The sequence below is a fragment of the Streptomyces sp. NPDC102462 genome (assembly GCF_044765425.1).
Lineage (GTDB): Bacteria > Actinomycetota > Actinomycetes > Streptomycetales > Streptomycetaceae > Streptomyces.
Map to the genome: position 1 here is coordinate 1 of NZ_JBIWKB010000164.1, position 1,284 is coordinate 1,284.

A 1,284-nucleotide genomic window follows, 5' to 3' on the forward strand; every position below is an offset into this window, starting at 1 on the left:
TGAGCTGACCCCGGTTTCGTGGAGTCCCTGAAGCCAGGCTTATGATCCTGGCGCGCGAAGGAGAACCACGAGCAGTGCCAGCACCACGTAAGTACCCGGACGAGCTCCGTGAGCGGGCTGTCCGCGAGGTCCGCACCACCGGCCGTCCGATCGCCCATGTCGCCAAGGACCTGGGCATCCATAAGGAGGCCCTGCGCGGCTGGGTCCGCCAGGCCGAGGCGGACGCCGGGGAACGCGACGACCGGCTCACCACCGCGGAGCACGAGGAGTTGAAGCAACTTCGCAAAGAGGTAGCGGAGTTGAGGCGGGCGAACGAGATCCTCAAAGCGGCGAGCGCGCTTTTTGCTCAGGAGCTCGACCGTCCCCGGACGAGGCCGATCAGGTGATCGACAGCCTGAAGGAAGACGGCTTCGGGGTCGGGCCCGTATGCCGGGTGCTCGGCTGGTCCGAGTCCGCCTACTACGCCCGCAAAAAGCGGCCGAAGTCCGCGCGCCGGCTGCGGGACGAGCAGCTCATGCGGCTGATCGAGCAGGTTCATGCCGAGTCGGGCGGCACCTACGGGGCCCGGCGGATCACCCGCGCCCTCAAGCGCAAGGGCGTCGTCGTGGCCCGCTGCACCGTCGAGCGGCTGATGGGTGAGCTGGGCCTGGAGGGCGTCATCCGCGGGCAGCGCCGGCGGACCACCGTGCCGGAGCCGTCGGCACCCCGCCCGCCCGACCTGGTCGACCGCGACTTCACCGCCTCGCGGCCCAATCAGCTGTGGGTGGCGGACATGACGTATGTACGCACCTGGTCCGGCTGGGCGTACGTGGCGTTCGTCCTGGACGTGTACTCGCGGGTGATCGTCGGCTGGCAGGTCGCGAACCACATGCGGACCGAACTGCCGTTGGATGCACTGGAGATGGCGTTGTGGAGACGGAGGATCAAGAAGGACTCCGGCCTCATTCATCACAGCGACCGCGGGTCGCAATACGTGTCCATTCGGTATACCGAGAGGCTGTCCGACGTCGGGGCTTCGGCCTCGGTCGGCTCGGTCGCGGACAGCTATGACAACGCGATGGCCGAGGCCCTGAACGGCACCTTCAAGGCCGAGCTGATCGAGATGCAGGGCCCCTGGAAGGACGTCGACCAGGTCGAGCGGGCGATCTTCCAGTGGGTCACGTGGTACAACGAGGAACGGCTCCACTCCGCGCTCGACTACATACCGCCCGCCGAGTACGAACGCGACTGGTGGCGACAACAGGAAGCCACCCCGCAGTCCGCCTGAAACAAGACCGCCGGACT

The 1,284-nt window shown here is 67.4% G+C and carries 1 protein-coding gene; it reads left to right on the forward strand.

Features of this window, described 5'->3' with window-relative positions:
• Nucleotides 1–41: 41 nt before the first annotated feature.
• Nucleotides 42–1,267, forward strand: a protein-coding gene (locus ACIRFL_RS43855; protein ID WP_404041383.1) for an IS3 family transposase whose coding sequence is annotated in 2 segments (ribosomal slippage) — nt 42–339 and nt 339–1,267 — 1,227 coding nt in all. Because the reading frame shifts where the segments join, the coding sequence is not laid out codon by codon here.
• Nucleotides 1,268–1,284 lie beyond the last annotated feature (17 nt).